Below are 16,639 nucleotides of genomic sequence, written 5' to 3'. Positions count from 1 at the left end.
GGAGAGCGGTGACGACGGCGCGCGGAGAGCGGTGGCAACCAGGCCCTGAGAGCAACAGCGGCACCCGAAGTGGCATCCCCGCCACCGCCCTTGACGCTGGCATGCCACCGCCGGAAGGATGCCGGATCATCCCTCCGGCCCGCGGCAACGCCACGGGCCGCCCGACCCCGGGGATCCGCCTTGGCCCTGCGCCCGCTGCTCCGCCGCGCCGCCGCCCTGCTCGGCGCCGCCGCCCTCTCGCTCGCCGGCACCCTCACCGCCGCCGGCCCCGCCCACGCCGACTTCGGCACCGACTACCACGACCCGGTCACCGCCACCAAGCCGCTCACCCGGCCCGACACCCGCTCCTGCACCGTCGAGGTGATGCACCAGCGCGAGTTCCGCAACGGCTACGGCAACCCGCCCGACACCCCGTACACCGCCACCCTCACCCCGCCCGCCGACTGCGCGGGCCCCTGGTCCGCGGTCGTCCTGGACCTCCACGGGCAGGTCGCCGGACGGCAGTTCGACCGGATCTTCAGCGCCCGCATAGGCGGCGTCCAGGTGCTGCTCTCCTCCACCCCGGAGCCGTCCAAGGACGGCATCGCCTGGAACGTCGAGCACGACGTCACCCGCTACGCCCCGCTGTTCGCAGCCGGCCCGCAGGAGTTCTCCTTCGACCTCGCCAACGTCACCGACGCCACCTACACCGGCGTCTTCACGATCAGCGCGAGCCTGACCTTCTACACCGCGAACGACCGCTGGCCGGCCGCCCGGAGCGCCGACCGGCTGCTCACCACCGGCCCGTTCGCGCTCACCCAGGCCGCACCCACGGCCGCTCGCGACCTCACCTTCCCGCAGAACCTCGAACGCCTCACCGCCGAGGTGTACGCCCGGGGCGGCGGCGCCTGCGAGGAGTTCGCGTACGCCTCCGCGCCGGACGCCTTCGTCGCCGCCAACCCCGGCCTCGGCGCCTGCGGCAAGGGGCCGTTCCGCGAACTGCGGCTCACCGTGGACGGCCGGGTCGCCGGGGCCGTCTGGCCGTACCCGGTGATCTACACCGGCGGCTGGGACCCGCTGCTGTGGCGGCCCGTCCCCGGCATCTTCGCCTTCGACCTGCCCGCCTACCGGCTCGACCTCACCCCGTACGTCGGCCTGCTGCTCGACGGCCGCCCGCACACCGTCGGCGTGACGGTCAACGCGGCCGAGGCCCAGAGCAACGACGTCTGGACCGGCCAGCTCAACCTCTTCGCCGAGACCGACCACGGCGCCGCCCACACCACCGGGCAGCTCACCGACCACCGGGTCGCCCCCGAGGCCGACGTGACCACGCAACTCGCCGACCACGACGGCGGCAGCGGGGACTGGACGGTCACCGCCGCCCGACACGACCTCGCCCGGGGCTGGGTGCAGACCTCGCACGGCCGGATCACCACCGAGGTCCGCGACGAGCTCGCCTTCAGCTCCGCCCAGCAACTGCGCGACAGCGGCAACGACGTGACCCTGCACAACGGCACCGACCTCACCCGCACCACCTCGACCTGGGGCGGCGGACCGCACCGCACCACCACCGTCCACGAGGGCGAACCGCTGGACGTCACCTACCGGGTGAGCCACGACGCGGCCGGCAACACCGACCAGAACACCGCCATGGACCTCGGCTACCACCGCGTCTCCACCACCGCCACCGGCGGCCACGTCACCGAGCGCTCGACCGTCGACCACACCCTGCAGCCCACCGCCCGACGCCACGACGGCGACCGCACCGTACGGACCGGCAGCAGCACCGAGGACTACCGCAGCAGCGGGCCCGAGGGGCCGTACCACCGGACGCTGAGCTTCGTCGACGGCTGGTAGCGCCCGGCCGACGCCCCACTACTCGGCCCCACTACTCGGCCCCACTACTCGGCCCGACAACTCGGCCCGACAACTTGCGAAATTTGCCCGAATTCGGGCCGTTCACCCCTGGTGCACGCGGCGTAGGAGGCGCATGATGGGAGAGGACCTGCGAGGTAGCTGAAGGAGTTCGACCGCAGGAGGCAGTGGCGACAGATCGAGACGGATCAGGGTCTGCCGCTGGACTACCTCGGTCGACGATCGAACTACCGGCCGGAGGACATCAGCAGTACGTCCGGAGGCCACCCCCGCCTCGTAGGTTCCGCGCGTCCACGGAGCATCCCCTCGGCCCCGTGGACGCGCTGTCTCCATGGACGCTGTCTCCGTGGACGCCGTGTCCGTGAACGCCGTGTCCGTGAACGCCGTGTCCGTGAACGCCGTGTCCGTGAACGCCGTCTCGGTGGACACGCTGTCCAAGTACTCCGCTAGTTCGGTACCGCGTAGCCCATCTCCCAGGCGTGCACGGCGATTCCCACCCGGTTCGCCACCCCGAGCTTGCGCTGGATGCTGGCCACGTGGGTCTTCACCGTCCCCGGCGAGATGAACAGTTCGGCCGCGATGTCCGCATTGGTGCGGCCCGCCGCGACCTGCCCGGCGATCTCCACCTCCCGCTCGGTCAACAGCACCACCGGCGCCGACGGCCCGGACCGGCGCGGCGCCGTCACGTGCTTCAACAGCCGGACCGTGACCGACGGGCTGATCAGGCTTTCCCCGTCCGCCGCCGCCCGCACCGCCTCGGCCAGCAGGGACGGGCCGGATCGCTTCAGCAGGAACCCCGAAGCCCCGTGGCGCAGCGCCGGGTACACGTACTCGTCCAGGTCGAAGGTGGTCAGCACCACCACCCGTACCGGCTCCGCCACCCCCGGGCCGGCCAGCCGCCGGGTGACCTCCAGCCCGTCCAGTCGCGGCATCCGGATGTCCACCAGCGCGACGTCCGGCCGCAGTTCGGCCGCCAGCTCCAGCGCGGCCAGTCCGTCGGCGGCCTCCCCCACCACCTCGATGTCCGGCTGTGCGTCGAGGATCCGCCGCACGCTCCGCCGCACGGCCTCCTGGTCGTCCGCGATCAGCGTGCGGATCACCCGCGGGGACTCACCGCTCGTACTCGTCACACCGCTCGTACTCGTCACGCCGTTCGTACTCGTCACGCCCGGCAGTCTCCCGTATCGCCGCCACCCGGGAAAGTTCACGCCGAAGCCCCGGCCCGGTTCACCTCCGTACGGTGAGCTGGCCACCATGAACGCATCCAGTGGACGTCTCCCCGTCAGCCGGCGCGGGCTGTTGGCCGGTGCTTCCGGCCTCGGCCTCGGCGGCGCCGTGTCCCTCTCCGGCCTCACCGCCACTCCCGCCGCCGCGGACCCCGCGGACCCCGCCGCCTCCCCGCTGCTGTGGCAGCGGCCCGGGCGCTCCGGCGCCCCGCGGGTGGCCGGCCTGCACCTCCAGTTCGGCTCGGACGCCTCGCGCGAGGTGGTGGTCTCCTGGCACACCACCCGGTCCGTCGCCAACCCCCGGGTGACGTACGGGACTTCGAACGGCGGCTTCGGACGGACCACCCAGGCCGCGACCCGCACCTACCGGGACGCCGCCTCCGGCACCGAGGTCCAGGTGCACCACGTCCGGCTGACCGGCCTGCACCCCGACACGGACTACGTCTACGCCGCCCTCCACGACGGCGCCACCCCCGAATTGGGCACCGTCCGCACCGCCCCGCGCGGCCGGTCCGCCTTCACCTTCACCAGCTTCGGCGACCAGGGCACCCCCACCCTCGGCCGGAAGACCGCCAACGGCTACGTCAACGACAACCTCGGCAGCCCCGCCGCCGGCGACACCACCGCCGGGGTCGAGCGGATCGCCCCGCTGTTCCACCTGCTCAACGGCGACCTCTGCTACGCCAACATCGCCACCGACCGGGTCCGCACCTGGTCCGACTGGTTCGAGAACAACAGCCGCTCGGCCCGCCACCGCCCCTGGATGCCCGCGGCCGGCAACCACGAGAACGAGAAGGGCAACGGCCCGATCGGCTACGGCGCCTACCAGACCTACTTCGACCTGCCGCACGCCGGCTCGGACGAGGAACTGCGCGGCCTCTGGTACTCGTTCACGGCCGGCTCGGTGCGCGTCATCAGCCTCAACAACGACGACGTGGCCCTGCAGGACGCCGGCAACTCCTACGTCCACGGCTACTCCGGCGGCGCCCAGCAGCGTTGGCTGGAACGGGAGTTGGCGGCCGCCGACGCGGACCCGGGGATCGACTGGATCGTGATCTGCATGCACCAGGTGGTCATCTCCACCGCCGACAAGTTCAACGGCGCCGACCTCGGGGTGCGCGAGGCCTGGGTGCCGCTGTTCGACAAGTACGGCGTGGACCTGGTGGTCTGCGGCCACGAGCACCACTACGAGCGCTCGCACCCCATCCGCGGCCAGCAGCCGACCGACACCCGCACCCCGATCCCGGTCGCCACCGGCACGCAGACCATCGACACCACCAAGGGCACCGTCCACATGGTGATCGGCGGCGGCGGCACCTCCGTCCCGTCCAACCAGCTCTTCTTCGACCCCCCGAAGGCCCGGGTCATCACCGGCGTCGGTGCCGTCGACCCGGCCACCGGCAAGCGGCCACCGCTGTACGTGATCGAGGACGCTCCCTGGTCCGCCTTCCGCGACGCGGACAACCCGTACGGCTTCGCGTCCTTCGACGTCAACCCGGGCGAGCGCAACGGGCAGACCACCATCGACGTCACCTACTACGCCGTCAGCGGCCCGTACGGCGACCTCGTCCCGGTCGACCGGTTCACCCTCACCCGCCCGCGCGGCGCCCGCGGCGGCGGCCGGGGTCATTGAATCGCCCAACCGCCTGACAGGAACGGGGTGCTGCCGAGCCCTGCCTGCCCGGGCGCTATCGCCCCGGCAGGGTGCAGGTGACCTGCCAGCCCGCCGGCTCGACCGGGCCCGCAGTCAACGAGCCGCCGTGGGCGGCGGTGCGGGCGGCGAGTCCGGCCAGGCCGGTCCCGCCGGAGCCGGGGCGACGGCGCAGCAGCGGCTTGCGGGCCGGGCCACCGTTGTCGGTGACGGTGACCCGGACCGCACCGTCCCGCTCGGGGGCCGCCCGGACGGCGACCTCGGTGGCCTGCGGGGCGTGGCGCCGGATGTTGGTGAGGGCCTCCAGGACGACGGCGTAGGCGGTGGCCTGGGTCTCGGCGGGCAGCAACCCGGTGGTGCCGGGCACCAGATCGGCGGTGACGCGCAGGCCGCCGCCGGTCGCGCCGAAGCGGGCGACCAGTTCGGGGAGGTCGGCCAGGCCCAGGCGGCGCGTGGTCGTCCCTGTGGGCCGCCCCGCCGGCCCGTCCGGGGCCCCGTGCGGATCGCGCAGGGCGCCGACCATCTCGTCCATCGAGTCCAGCGCCCGCAGCCCGGCCTCCTCCAGCCGGCGCAGCAGCGCGGCGGTCTCCTCCGGTTCCCCGCCGGGGAGTTGGCCGGCCTGAGCCTCCAGGACGATGCCGGTGATCTCGTGGGCGACGAAGTCGTGCAGGCCCCGGGCCACGTCGAGCCGCTGCTCCCGCCGGGCCCGGGCGACCGCCCGTTCCCGGCGGGCTTCCAGGACCCGCAGGTAGAGGGCCGCCCCGGCGACGCCGAGCGCCGGCAGCAGGGAGAGCAGCAGGCCGGTCACCGGGCCGGCCGCGCCGCCCTGGGGCGTGCGGAGGGCGAACCGCAGCGGCAGCACGACGGTCGCGAGCCCGACCAGTCCGCCCAGCGGTCCGGTCCACCTCTCGGGCAGCCGGCGGGCCGTCCGGAAGAGCAGCCCGAGCAGGGCGCACCACTCGAAGGGCAGCCAGAACGCGAGCAGCCGGTACGGCCCCGGGTAGAACAGGTCGACCAGCAGCGAGGCCCCGGCCACCGCCCCCGCGACCGCCCCGAGCGTGATCCGCCCGGCGGGCCACGGCAGGACGGCCGCCGACGCGGCGGACGCGGCCGTCAGGGCGAGCAGCAGGGCCGGGCCGCGGTCGCCCGGGTGAGCGAGCACGACGGGCGCCACCAGGAGCAGCGCGGCGACGACGGCGAGCGGTCGCCGCCACCGCACGGAACGCGGCCGGACGGGGCGGGTCGGGGATTCGGTGCGCACCCGGCCGAGCCTAGGGGGGACAGCTCTCCGGGGGGAGGCGGGGCTCCTCCCCGGGAGGGAACGGGCGGGCGTGAACTCCCCTCTGCAGCGGGAGGTTTCTCCGGGCGGGCCACAGCAGACTCATTGCCGTCGGAACAGCCGCTCCCGTAGGAGGACGAACCACCATGAACCGTCGCCTCGCCACCGTCGCTGCCTCGCTCCTCCTGCTGGCGGCGACGGTCGCCACCGCAGGGCCGGCCACCGCCGCTCCCGCCTCCGCGGGGGAGCTCGCCGCCGTGGACGACTTCGGGCCGGTGAGCGTGCGCGGCAGCGGCAGCACCGTGCTCACCGCCGCGTTCCAGGGCTTCGAGGGTGACCCGGTGCAGATCTCGGTGGACGCCCGCGCAGCCACCAACACCGATCCGCGCAGCACCACGGGCCACTTCCACGTCCGTCACGTGCACACCGACGGCCGGCTGGTCGCCGACTTCGAGGGCGACATCACGTGCCTGGCCGGCGGCGGCCGCGAGGCGATCGCCACCGGGGTGATCACCAGGGGCGAGGCGCCGTGGTTCCCGGGCACGGAGCTGGCCGGCACGAAGGTCGCGCTGTCGGTGGAGGACAACGGCCGGCACGGGGACCGGATGGGCTGGGTCTGGGGCGTGTTCGGCCAGCCGATCTCGGACTGCCAGGGCACGGTACCGTTCATCCGCACGACCGGTGGTGACTTCTCCGTACGCGGCTGACACCCGGCCGACTGGGTCCGCCAGGGCCTTTCGGGTTCGGCCGGGCTTGCGCACCACCGCCCGACCGAGCACCCGCCGACCTGGAGGCCCGTTGTCCCTCGACCGTGAGACCGCCCCGCCGCGGGTCGGCGCGGGGTTCAACGACCGCACAGGGGACGGCCGTTGAACCCCGCACCGGACCGGCAGCCGCCCGACTACGGCCGACTCGCCGCCGTCGGCCCGTACTTCGCCCTGGACACCTCCCCTGCCGGGGAGCCCCCCGAGGGCTTCCGCCCGCTGCCCGAGCTGTACGGCACCGGGCCGGACGCGCCGCTGGCCGCGCGGCTCCGGGTGGTGGCGCAGCGGCTCGGCACCGCCGAACCCCGGGTCGCCGCCTCGATCCTGCACCTGGGGCTGGCCGCCCGCTTCTGGTCGGTGGGTCTCGGCTCGGCCGTCCTGCTGGGCAGCGTCCCGACGCTGGAACACGCCTGGGTGCGCATCCCGGACCAGGGCCCGCTCGACCTCTGGACCCCGCTGCCCCCGCTGACCGCACCGAATCCGCTGACTCCGCCGCATTCGCCCGAGCCCGTCCACCCGACCCCGGGTCCGCTCGCCGACCAGCTCCACCGGGCGGTCCTGCTGGGCCAGCTGGAGCCGCTGGCGGCGGCCGTGCGGGCCGTGGTCCCGCTCTCGCCTCGCCTGCTGCTCGGCAACGCCGCCTCCGCACTGGCCGGCACGCTGCGCGTGCTGGACGCCCATGCGCCGGGCGCCGCACGGGCGTTGGTCGCGGAGCTGCTGGAGCGCCCGCCGCTGGCCGGATCCGGCACCCTGCGCAGCGGCCCGCGCGGCACGGCGTTCCGGCGGACCAGCTGCTGCCTCTACTACCGGGTCGGCCCGGGCACCGGACTCTGCGGGGACTGCTGCTTCGCCGAGCCACCCGCCCGGGGGAAGCGGACCCACTGACACCTTCACACCTGAAGGTCGCATCCGAAGCCCCCGTCACACCCGCCATACCCGCCCCACCCGCCACAGGCCGCGGCCCGCGTCCGGCTTGTCCAGGGCCGGGCGCGGGCCGCCAATCCTCACCCGGTGCCGATGCCCCTGGCACCGGGTGAAGCCTTCCGGGCCTTCCCCCGGGTGCGGTCAGACCGCGACCGCCTCCTCCATCTCCTCCTCGGCCTCCGCCGGCGTCTCCACCGGACGGCGCCCGCGGCCCTCGTACAACGCCGCGGCGACCACGGCCGCCCCGCCCAGCAGCAGCCAGAGCAGCAGGGTCACCACGTGACCGCCCAGGCCCGCACCGCCGTCGAAGTACAGGAGGCTGCGCGCGCCCTCCAGGAAGCCGGCGCCGGTCCAGAAGCCGTGCAGGGCGCCGAAGAACCCGTTCTGCAGCTCGGGGCGGTAGATGCCGCCCGAGGAGGTGAAGTTGAGCATCACGAACAGGACCATCATCGTCAGCGTGGTCCACTTCTTCAGGAAGCTGTGCAGACCGATGCCGATCAGCACGATGCCCGCCGAGTAGAGCCAGCCGAGCGCCCAGACCGCGGCCTGGTCGTGGTCGACGACGTGGAAGACGGGCCCGGCGGTGACGATCCCGATCACGCTGACCACCAGCGAGACCGCCATCCCGACCAGCGCCCGGACCCGCATGCTCAGCCCGGCCCCGGCGGCGCCGATCACCGCCACGCTCGCGTACGAGCCGATGCTCAGCGCGACCAGCAGGAAGAACAGGCCCTGGCCGGTAGGGTCGCCCGCGGCGAGCGTGCTGAGGTCGGTGACGTGCAGCGGGACACCCTGCTTGTCGGTGACGTTGGTGAACACCGCCGTGGCGGCCACCACCGAGGTGTCCGAGTTCCCCTTGGCGACGATCAGTTCGGGGCTCTTGGCGTCCGGGACGAAGGCGCCGACCAGGTCGCGGTCGCGCAGCTGCTGCTCGGCGGCGGCGCGGTCGTCGACGGTGCGGACGTCGAGCGCGGCGCCGGCCTTCTGCTGGATCGCCTGCGCCAGGCCGTGCGCCTGGGGCGTGGTGCCGACGACGGCGACCTTGAGGTGGTTCGGCTCGGGCTGGTGGAAGGCGCCCTGGTAGGCGAGCGCCATGCCGAGGCACATCAGCAGCGGGGTGATCAGGTGGACGGCGAGGTGCTTGAGCGAGTGCCCCAGGGTGGGCGCCGCGACGGGGTTCTGGGGTGTGCTCATGGCGTTCGTACCGTCCTCCGGTGGTGTCTGCATTCCCTGCCCGAAACAAAGAAGGTGGCAAATACAACCAATGAAGGTGGTAAATACAACCATCTATGGATGCAGTGTACAACTATCCGCTGGCGTTCGGAAGCCGAACCCCAGCGGACGCCATCCGGAAGCCCGCGCTCAGTCCAGCTCGAACACTCCGTACGAGAACCCCTCCGCCCGCAGCTCCCCGCCCGCCACCCGCACGCCCCGCACCTCCAGCGGCCGGACGCCCGTCGCCGGCCCCGACAGCCGTACGGCCGCCGGCTCCCGGCGCGGGTTGACCGCCACCAGGTACCGCTCCGCCCGGGTGTACACCAGCGGGTACCCGGCGTGGCGGACCTCCACGCTGCCGGCCGAGCCCAGCCCCGGGTGCGCCCGGCGCAGCGCGATCAGCCGCCGGACGGTGTGCAGCAGCGAGGTCGGGTCGGCGCGCTGGGAGAGCACGTCGGGGCGGTGCGGGTCCGGGTCCACCGGCAGGTACAGCCGCTCGGGCGGCGCACTGGAGAAGCCGGCCGTCGGGCCCGGTGTCCACTGCATCGGGGTGCGCGAACCCGCCCGGTTGAACCGCGGGCCGAGCGCGCTGCCCTCGGTGTCCGGCAGACCGGGCAGGAAGCGCATGCCGATCTCGTCGCCGTAGTAGACCGCCGGGAGGGTGGGCCAGGTGAGCAGGAAGGCGAAGGCGGGGGCGAGTTGCTCGGCGGTGCGCGGGCCGGTGGCCAGCCGGGAGAAGTCGTGGTTGGCGGTGGGCAGCACGATGTGCCCGCTGTCCTCGGTGAGTTCGGCGGCGGACAGCCAGGCGTCCAGGAAGGTCTGCGGGGTGCCCCGTCCCTCAGCCTCGAAGTAGCAGGCCTCCTGCTGCCAGAACTCCTCCACCGTCCCGCCGTTGTTGTTCCAGAGCGAGCGCAGCGGAAGGCCGTCGTCCTCGCCGCCGAAGTGCAGGAAGAAGTCCGCGTGGAAGCCGGCCGCGATGGCGGCGGCCGGGTCGCCCCACTCGGCGAGCAGCGCGGCGTCGGGGTGGGTGCGGTCCAGCCAGTCGCGCAGCCCGGTCCAGAGCTTGGCGGTCTCGACCCTGCCCGGGTCGTCCTTGACCAGCGAGTACGCCATGTCCACCCGGAAGCCGGCCACGCCCAGGCCGAGCCAGTGCGCCACGATGTCGCGCAGCGCCGCCCGGTTGGCGCGCGGCCCCTCGGCGTCCACCGGCTGGCGCCACGGCTCCTCCGAACTGCTGCGCGCATAGCCGAAGTTGAGCGCCGGCTGGCAGTCGAAGAAGTTCGGCCGGTACCAGCCGGGGCGGCTGCCGGGCGAGGCGACGAAGCCGTCCACCGGGCGAGGCGACCAGATGTAGCGGTGGTCGGACGGGTCCTCGGCCGCGGCCAGGAACCAGGGGTGGCGGTCGGAGGTGTGCCCGGCGACCAGGTCCAGCAGGATCCGGATCCCCTTGCGGCGGGCGGCCTCGACCAGCGCGACCAGGTCCTCGGTACGGCCGTAGCGCGGGGCGGGCGTGAGGTAGTCGGCGACGTCGTAGCCGGCGTCGCGGAACGGCGAGGCGAAGCAGGGGTTGAGCCAGACCGTGTCGACGCCGAGCCAGGCCAGGTGGTCGAGGTGCTCCGCGATGCCGGCGAAGTCGCCGATGCCGTCGCCGTCGGAGTCCGCGAAGGACTGCGGGTAGATCTGGTACAGGACGGCGTCGGCGAGCCAGTCGGGGCCGGGGCGGGTCGAGGTCATGGGCGGGTCCTCCTGCCGGGTCCGGGGCCCGGGGGTGCGCCCGGCCCGGGGTGCACGGGCGGGGCGGAGCCGGGCGGGGGCTGAGCCGGGCCGGCTCGGCCGGGGCCGAGTCGGGTGCCCCCGATTCTCGTCCAATCCCGGCCGTCCCGACAGCCCACGGCACCGCTTCACCGACCCACCACCGAGCCTGCCCTCGGCGGGATGTCCTCGGCGGGATGTCCTCGGCAGGATGTCCTCGGCGCGGCGCCCTCAACGGGATGCCCTCAACGGACTGTCCTCAACGGGGTGTCCCGACCCCGCAGGCCGCCGTGAACGCCCGGGCCCGCCGGGTGATCTCCGCCCAGTCCCCCGCCGCGACGGCGTCCGGCGGCACCACGTCCGTCCCCGCGCAGACCGCGAGCGCGCCCTGCCCCAGGAAGTCGGCGGCGTTGCCCGCGTTGACCCCTCCGGAGGCCACCAACGGCACGCCGGGGTACGGGCCGCGCAGGTCCTTGAAGTAGCCGGGGCCGAACGCCCGGGCCGGGAAGATCTTGACGGCCGCCGCGCCCAGGTCGACCGCCTCGGCCACCTCGGTCGGGGTGAGCGCCCCGAGCACCACCGGCACCCCCGCGGCCCGTGCCGCCTCCGCGACCTCCGGCCGACAGCCGGGCGTGACCAGGAAGGACGCACCGACCGCGGCCCCGCGCTCGGCCTGCTCCGCGGTCAGCACGGTTCCGACGCCGACCCGCCAGCCGGACTGCGCCGCGCGTCGCAGGTGCTTCGTCACCTCCGGTGTGGTGTAGGTGAATTCGGTCCAGTGGATGCCCCCGGCGGCGAGCGCCGCACAGAGCGCGGGGGCGTCCGGGATCCGCGGCGCGCGGACCACCGCGATCACCCGGTCGTCCTGCAGGGCGGCGAGGGCAGGGAGGGCGGGGCGGGAGTTCATGCGGCTCGGGCTCCTCGGTCGGTGCGGCGCAGGGCGCTCCCGGGCCGGGCGCCCGTGGTGCGGCCCTGCCGGACGACGGCGGTGCCGTTGACGTACACGTACTCGATGCCTTCGGCGGGCAGCCGGGGTTGCTCGAAGGTGGCGGCGTCCCGGACCCGTTCGGGGTCGAGCAGCACCAGGTCGGCGTGGTGGCCGGGGGCGATCCGGCCGCGCCGGTGCAGCCTCAGCCGGGCGGCGGGCCGTCCGGTCATCCGGGCGACGGCCTCCTCCAGCGTCAGCACGCCCAACTCCCGGCCGTAGTGGCCGAGGTAGCGCGGGAAGGTGCCCCAGGCGCGCGGGTGCGGGCGGGTGCCGACCAGCAGCCCGTCGCTGCCGACGGTGTGCGCGCGGTGGCGCATGATCGCCCGGATGTTCTCCTCGTGCCCGACGTGCTGGAGGATCGTGGTGGCCAACTCGTCCCGGCGCAGCAGGTCGAGGAAGACCTCCGTGCCGGTCCGCCGTTCCCCGGCGGCGAGTTCGGCGACGGTACGGCCGACGGCGGGTGCCAGCTCCGCCGAGCGGACACCGGAGATCTGGATCGTCGCCCAGTCGGTGACCACGCCGTGGCAACCGTCGCTGCCCTTCTCCTCCACCTCCTGCCGGATCCGGGCGCACTGCGCCGGGTCGGCGAGCCTGGCCAGCGTCGCCGTCGGGCCACCCTCGGTGGCCCAACTCGGCAGCAGAGCAGCCAGGGTGGTGGATCCCGGCAGATAGGGGTAGCTGTCCAGGGTGAGGTCGATCCCCTCCGCGAGTGCCCGGTCGACCAACGCCAGCAGCTCGCCGGCCCGGCCCCGGTTGACGTCGAAGTTCATCGTGGCGTGGGTCAGGTGCAGCGCACAGCCACTCCGCCGGGAGATCTCCACCATCTCCGCGTACCCCTCCAACGCCCCTGCGCCGTAAGAGCGTTGGTGCGGGGCGTGGAAGCCGCCGTAGGCTGCGACGACGGTGCACAGCTCGACCAGTTCGGCGGTGTCCGCGTACATCCCGGGGGTGTAGCTGAGGCCACTGGAGAGGCCGACCGCGCCGTCCAGCAGGCTCTGCGCCAACACCTGCCGCATCCGGTCGAGTTCGGCGGGAGTGGGAGGTCGGTTGCCCCAGCCCATGACGAGAGTGCGCAGCGTTCCGTGCGGCACGAGGTAGCAGGTGTTGACGGCGACGCCGGTGCGGTCGATCCGGTCCAGGTAGCCGGCGACGTCGCGCCAGTCCCAGTCGAGGTCCGCCGGATCACCGTTCCAGCCTGCGAGTTGGCGGCGCAGCGCGGGCAGGGTGCGCTCGTCGACCGGGGCGTAGGAGAGGCCGTCCTGGCCCAGGACCTCGCAGGTGACGCCCTGGGTGACCTTGGCCGGGTGCTCGGGTTCGAGCAGCAGGGCGAGGTCGGAGTGGGCGTGCATGTCGATGAAGCCGGGGGTCAGGACGAGGCCGTCGGCGTCCACCACGTCCCGGGCGTCGAGGCGGTCGCCGATCTCGGCGATCCGGCCGTCGGCGATCCGTACGTCCGCCCGGAAGCGGTCCGCGCCGGTGCCGTCCACCACGGCGGCGCCCCGGAAGACGGTGTCCCGTACGGCGCCCCGCACACCGTCCCGTACGGCGCCCCGCGCTGTGCCCCCGGCCATCAGAAGAACGTCCTGACCAGCCCGGTGACCTTCGGCTCGGCCGCGTCCGCGGAGTCCAGCACCGGGATCGCCGTCCACTTGTCGAAGGCCGTGCACGGGTGCGACACCCCCAGGCGCAGCACCGCGCCGATCGGCGCGAGGTCGCCGGCCTCGCGGAGGAAGGCGTGCTGGTCGTTGAGCGCGCCGATCCTGGCCGCGGTGCCGGTCAACTCGGCCCCTCCGCGTACCTGTTGCGGCTCGGGCAGGCCCTCGTCGAAGGGCAGGTCGCGCTTGCCGGCGTCCAGCAGGGCAAGTTGGGGCTCGGGCCGGGAGACCACCCGGGCCCAGCCGTGCAGCGCGCCGCGGAAGGGGGCCTCGCCACCGTTCCGGGCGAGCGGCGAGATGCCCCGGTAGAAGCCGTCGTCGTGGGCGACGTACGCACCCGAGCGCAGCACCACCAGGGCCTCCGGCAGTGCTGCCGACTCCTCGACCACCAGGTCGAAGTAGGCGCTGCCGCCGGCGGTGACCACGGGTGGCGCGTCGTCCGGGTAGGCGCCGGCGAGCCGGTCGTGCAGCCGGCCGAGCTCCCGCAGGTAGCCGCGGACGGCGGCCAGCGCCTCGGTTGTGGCGTCGTGGGCGAGCGCGCCCTCGTACCCGCCGACGCCGGCGAGGCGCAGGGTGGGGGCGCGCAGCACGGCGGCGGCGACCTCGACGGCGGCGTCCACCCCGCGGGCGCCGGTCCGCCCGCCGGGGCCGCCGAGTTCGACCAGGACCTCGACCGGCCGCTCGGCCCCGGCGGCGCGCAGCGCCCGGTCCATCAGCCGCACGCTCTCGGCGGAGTCGACCCAGGAGAGGAAGGCGAAGCCCGGGTCGGAGGTCAACTCGTCGGCGAGCCAGGCCAGTCCGGCCGGGTCGAGCAGGGTGTTGGCGAGCAGGATCCGCTGCACGCCGAAGGCCCGGGCCACCCGCAGCTGGGGCAGGTTGGCGAGGGTGATGCCGTGGCTCCCGGCGTCGAGCTGCGCCTGCCAGAGCGCGGGCGCCATGGTGGTCTTGCCGTGCGGGGCGAGCGCGACGCCGGCATCGGCGCACCAGTCGGCCATGGTGCGGACGTTGTGGTCGAGCGCGGAGCCGTCGAGGGTGAGCAGCGGAGTGCCGAGCGAGGAGAGGGTCGGGCCGTCGGCCAGCCACTCCCGTACGGTGCGTCCCCACGATTCGGGTGGAGCGGCCTTGAACCGCCAGTCCAGCGGCTCGTCGGCCAACGCTGCCACTGCGCAGGCGGCGATGCCCGGCCCGGTGCCGCTGCTTGCGAAGGTCTGCACCACGGTCTCCCTCCACCCATCATGTTGCAACATGCGCAACGCAGGTTGCACATGCTGGCAGCACGGTTCTAGCATCGGCGCCGGATCACGGTCAACGGAACCGACTCACGATCGGCGGAACCGACTCATGGTCGGCGGAACCGACTCACGGTTGACGGGGTCGGCCCGCTCCGGACGGAACGGCCCCAGACGAGGAGCCCAGCACATGCCGCGACACGACACCCAGGGCTCGACCCGCCCCGGCCCTCCCCCGACGGCCGTGTGCGTGGGCGAGTCGATGGCCGTCCTGCTCCCGGACCGCCCGGGCCCGCTGGAGTCCGTGGAGAACTTCCGGCTCTCCGTCGGCGGCGCCGAGTCCAACGTGGCCGCCGCCCTGACCGCGCTCGGCGTACCGACCGCCTGGATCAGCCGGGTCGGCGACGACGGCTTCGGCCGCCGGCTGCTCGCCGAGGTCGCCGCCCGCGGGGTGGACGTCTCGGCGGTCACCGTCGACCCGCACCGCCCGACCGGCCTCTACCTCAAGGAGGTCGGCGGCAGCACCGGCCACCACCACGACCTCGGGCCCGGCCGCAGCCGGCTGCACTACCACCGGCGCGGCTCGGCGGCCGCTGCGCTCTCCCCCGCCCTGCTCGCCGAGCCGGCCGCCGCCGCGCTGCTCGCCGGCGCCCGGTTGCTGCACCTGTCCGGCATCACCGCCGCGCTCTCCGACGACTGCCTGGAGCTGCTCTCCGCCCTGCTCGCCGACCGCCGGCCGGGCCGGCTGGTCAGCTTCGACCTCAACTGGCGCCCCGCGCTCTGGCGGGAGCGCGACCCGGCAGTGCTGCCACCGCTGCTGGACGCCGCCGACCTGCTGCTGCTCGGCAGCGACGAGGCGCAGGCCGCCTTCGGCACCGGAGACCCGGCCGCCCTGCGCCGCCTCTTCCCCTCGCCCGCCACCCTCGTGGTCAAGGACGCCGCCCGGCAGGTCACCGCCCTGGAGCGGGACGGTACGGCGGTCACCGAGCCCGCCCTCGCCGTCGAGGTGGTCGAGGCCACCGGCGCGGGCGACGCCTTCGCGGCCGGCTACCTGGCCGGCACCGTACGGGGCCTGGACCAGCGCCGCCGGCTGCGGCTCGGCCACCTGAGCGCCGCCTGCGCGCTGACCGCCCACGGCGACCAGGCCGAGCTGCCGCCCGCCGCCGCCGTGGCCGCACTGCTCGACGCCTCCCCCGCGGACTGGGCCGCCACCCGGATCACCGCGGACGGCATCACCGGCCCTGCCTGCCCACCGACCGTACGCATCCCTCCCGTCAGGCCCGGGCACAATGAGCGAGCCCCCCAGCCCCCGAAGCGGAGCACGATGAGCCAGACCGTCACCCGCGCCCTGCGCATCCTCGCCGAACTCGGCGAGGGCGAACGCTCCCTCGACCAGCTCGCCGAGGTGCTCGGCGTCCACAAGACGACCGTGCTCCGACTCCTCCAGAGCCTCGAAGAGGAACGATTCGTCTACCGCGACGCCGCCTACCGGTACCACCTGGGCGCCGGCCTCTTCGCCCTCTCCGGCCTGGCCCTGGAGCAGCGCGGCATCCGCCGGATCGCCGGCCCGCACCTGGCCGAGCTGAACGCCGCCACCGGCCAGACGGTGCACCTGGCCGCGTACGAGGGCGGCGAGGTGGTCTACATCGACAAGTTCGACTCCCGCCACCCGGTGAGGATGTACTCCCGGATCGGCCTGCGCGCCGCGCTGCACAGCGCCGCCGTCTCCAAGGTGCTGCTGGCCGACCTCCCGCTGCCCGAGCGGCGCCGGGTGGTGGCCGGGATCGACTTCACCCCGCACACCGAACGCACCCTCACCACGCCCGAGGCACTGCTCGCCGAGCTGGAGAAGGTCGCCGCCCAGGGCTGGGCGCAGGACCACGCCGAGCACGAGTCCTTCATCAACTGCGTGGCAGCACCGATCCGGGACGCCAGCGGACGGGTCGTCGCCGCCGCCTCGATCTCGGTCCCGGACGTCGTCCTGCCGTACGAGCAGGTGCTGGACCTCCTGCCCCAGCTGCTCGCCACCGCCCGCGCGATTTCGGCCGACTGCGGCCGCCCCGACCAGAACTGACGGTCAGTCACCGAAGGGAAACCCCGTA

12 protein-coding genes are annotated in these 16,639 nt (G+C 74.2%); 5 read left to right on the top strand and 7 right to left on the bottom strand.

Annotated features, from left to right (window positions below):
- Nucleotides 1–180: 180 nt before the first annotated feature.
- On the top strand, nucleotides 181–1,836 hold the full coding sequence (locus BX285_RS29825) for a peptide-N4-asparagine amidase (protein WP_121178792.1): 1,656 nt from the start codon (nucleotides 181–183) through the stop codon (nucleotides 1,834–1,836).
- Between the two features lie 464 nt (nucleotides 1,837–2,300).
- Here BX285_RS29825 and BX285_RS29815 read toward each other — a convergent pair whose 3' ends face one another.
- On the bottom strand, nucleotides 2,301–2,954 hold the full coding sequence (locus tag BX285_RS29815) for a response regulator transcription factor (protein ID WP_183107282.1): 654 nt from the start codon (nucleotides 2,952–2,954) through the stop codon (nucleotides 2,301–2,303).
- A gap of 154 nt (nucleotides 2,955–3,108) precedes the next feature.
- On the opposite strand from BX285_RS29815, the gene BX285_RS29810 reads away from it, so the two are divergent.
- Nucleotides 3,109–4,713: a metallophosphoesterase family protein gene (locus BX285_RS29810; protein WP_121178789.1), complete on the top strand. Its 1,605-nt coding sequence runs from the start codon at nucleotides 3,109–3,111 to the stop codon at nucleotides 4,711–4,713.
- 55 nt (nucleotides 4,714–4,768) lie between these two features.
- Here the strand turns inward: BX285_RS29810 and BX285_RS29805 are convergent, their stop codons facing one another.
- Nucleotides 4,769–5,992 (bottom strand): sensor histidine kinase, encoded by a 1,224-nt coding sequence (locus tag BX285_RS29805; RefSeq protein ID WP_259470845.1) that lies wholly within the window; start codon nucleotides 5,990–5,992, stop codon nucleotides 4,769–4,771.
- Nucleotides 5,993–6,156: 164 nt separating this feature from the next.
- Between BX285_RS29805 and BX285_RS29800 the strand changes: the two genes are divergently transcribed.
- On the top strand, nucleotides 6,157–6,717 hold the full coding sequence (locus BX285_RS29800) for a hypothetical protein (RefSeq protein ID WP_121178788.1): 561 nt from the start codon (nucleotides 6,157–6,159) through the stop codon (nucleotides 6,715–6,717).
- A gap of 162 nt (nucleotides 6,718–6,879) precedes the next feature.
- The gene (locus BX285_RS29795) at nucleotides 6,880–7,659 is read left to right on the top strand and encodes a (2Fe-2S)-binding protein (protein WP_121178787.1); all 780 of its coding nucleotides are present in this window, start codon (nucleotides 6,880–6,882) and stop codon (nucleotides 7,657–7,659) included.
- Nucleotides 7,660–7,839: 180 nt separating this feature from the next.
- Here the strand turns inward: BX285_RS29795 and BX285_RS29790 are convergent, their stop codons facing one another.
- The 5 genes from BX285_RS29790 to BX285_RS29770 form a co-directional block, all read right to left on the bottom strand.
- Complete coding sequence (locus BX285_RS29790) at nucleotides 7,840–8,892, bottom strand: hypothetical protein (protein WP_121178786.1); 1,053 nt, start codon at nucleotides 8,890–8,892, stop codon at nucleotides 7,840–7,842.
- A gap of 168 nt (nucleotides 8,893–9,060) precedes the next feature.
- Nucleotides 9,061–10,647, bottom strand: a complete 1,587-nt coding sequence (locus tag BX285_RS29785) for an alpha-amylase family glycosyl hydrolase (RefSeq protein ID WP_121178785.1) — start codon at nucleotides 10,645–10,647, stop codon at nucleotides 9,061–9,063.
- Between the two features lie 277 nt (nucleotides 10,648–10,924).
- Nucleotides 10,925–11,572, bottom strand: coding sequence for a bifunctional 4-hydroxy-2-oxoglutarate aldolase/2-dehydro-3-deoxy-phosphogluconate aldolase (locus BX285_RS29780; RefSeq protein WP_121178784.1), 648 nt, complete (start codon nucleotides 11,570–11,572; stop codon nucleotides 10,925–10,927).
- A complete protein-coding gene (locus BX285_RS29775; protein ID WP_121178783.1) occupies nucleotides 11,569–13,224 on the bottom strand; it encodes an amidohydrolase family protein in 1,656 nt (551 codons plus the stop codon). The genes BX285_RS29780 and BX285_RS29775 overlap by 4 nt, the downstream gene beginning before the upstream one ends.
- On the bottom strand, nucleotides 13,224–14,522 hold the full coding sequence (locus BX285_RS29770) for an alanine racemase (RefSeq protein WP_259470844.1): 1,299 nt from the start codon (nucleotides 14,520–14,522) through the stop codon (nucleotides 13,224–13,226). The genes BX285_RS29775 and BX285_RS29770 overlap by 1 nt, the downstream gene beginning before the upstream one ends.
- A 205-nt stretch (nucleotides 14,523–14,727) precedes the next feature.
- Here BX285_RS29770 and BX285_RS38770 point away from each other — a divergent pair, with 205 nt between their 5' ends.
- The gene (locus BX285_RS38770) at nucleotides 14,728–16,611 is read left to right on the top strand and encodes a PfkB family carbohydrate kinase (RefSeq protein ID WP_259470843.1); all 1,884 of its coding nucleotides are present in this window, start codon (nucleotides 14,728–14,730) and stop codon (nucleotides 16,609–16,611) included.
- Nucleotides 16,612–16,639: the final 28 nt, after the last annotated feature.

It is taken from the genome of Streptomyces sp. 1114.5, from assembly GCF_003635085.1.
In the GTDB taxonomy this organism is placed as follows: Bacteria; Actinomycetota; Actinomycetes; order Streptomycetales; family Streptomycetaceae; genus Kitasatospora.
Note: the sequence above shows the minus strand (reverse complement) of the source record. Positions and strands in the feature narration are given on the sequence as shown.

What these genes read in the sequence shown, in the direction of transcription:
- BX285_RS29810 (WP_121178789.1), top strand. Translation starts at nt 3,109, where the DNA reads ATGAACGCATCCAGTGGACGTCTCCCCGTCAGCCGGCGCGGGCTGTTG.
- BX285_RS29800 (WP_121178788.1), top strand. Translation starts at nt 6,157, where the DNA reads ATGAACCGTCGCCTCGCCACCGTCGCTGCCTCGCTCCTCCTGCTGGCG.
- BX285_RS29790 (WP_121178786.1), bottom strand. Translation starts at nt 8,892, where the DNA reads ATGAGCACACCCCAGAACCCCGTCGCGGCGCCCACCCTGGGGCACTCG.
- BX285_RS29785 (WP_121178785.1), bottom strand. Translation starts at nt 10,647, where the DNA reads ATGACCTCGACCCGCCCCGGCCCCGACTGGCTCGCCGACGCCGTCCTG.
- BX285_RS29780 (WP_121178784.1), bottom strand. Translation starts at nt 11,572, where the DNA reads ATGAACTCCCGCCCCGCCCTCCCTGCCCTCGCCGCCCTGCAGGACGAC.
- BX285_RS29775 (WP_121178783.1), bottom strand. Translation starts at nt 13,224, where the DNA reads ATGGCCGGGGGCACAGCGCGGGGCGCCGTACGGGACGGTGTGCGGGGC.
- BX285_RS38770 (WP_259470843.1), top strand. Translation starts at nt 14,728, where the DNA reads ATGCCGCGACACGACACCCAGGGCTCGACCCGCCCCGGCCCTCCCCCG.